Source organism: Hungatella hominis, from assembly GCF_014288005.1.
In the GTDB taxonomy this organism is placed as follows: domain Bacteria; phylum Bacillota; class Clostridia; order Lachnospirales; family Lachnospiraceae; genus Hungatella; species Hungatella effluvii.
Map to the genome: position 1 here is coordinate 1 of NZ_JACOPB010000079.1, position 530 is coordinate 530.

General features: G+C 39.4%; 1 protein-coding gene. It reads left to right on the forward strand.

The genetic code is table 11. The features are described 5' to 3' along the window. The coding region (locus tag H8S75_RS32430) for a sensor histidine kinase (RefSeq protein WP_243270559.1) at window positions 1-530 on the forward strand (530 nt) is incomplete at both ends.

Sequence of the window (530 nt, forward strand, 5' to 3'; positions counted from 1 at the left end):
GGATATCTCAGCCTTTTGGATGAAACACCGGATATGCCCGATGAGGAGAAAGCAAAATATATCCACACTGCATGGGAAAAGGCGAACCGGCTCAGGACTCTGGTTAATGAGTTTTTTGAGATTACCCGCAGTCACTCAGAAGCTCTTCCGCTTCAAAAGACAAAGGTTGATCTTTACTATATGATTGCACAGATTTCAGATGAATTGTATCCGCAGTTAAATGCATGTGGGAAAATCATAGAGAATCATGTAGATGAGGACATATCTGTATATGGAGATTCTGATAAGCTGGCCAGAGTATTTAATAATATCCTAAAAAATGCCATTTCTTATAGTGAGGAAAACAGCGTTATCAAAGTATCAGCCAGAGAACTTTCAGAATGGACTGTGATTCAATTTGAAAATGACGGGGAAATTCCGGAGGATAAGCTCAATGTGATTTTTGATAAATTCTGCCGTTTAAGCAATGCGAGATTAAGTGAAACTGGAGGCTCCGGCCTCGGACTTGCTATTGCAAAAAATATTATTGT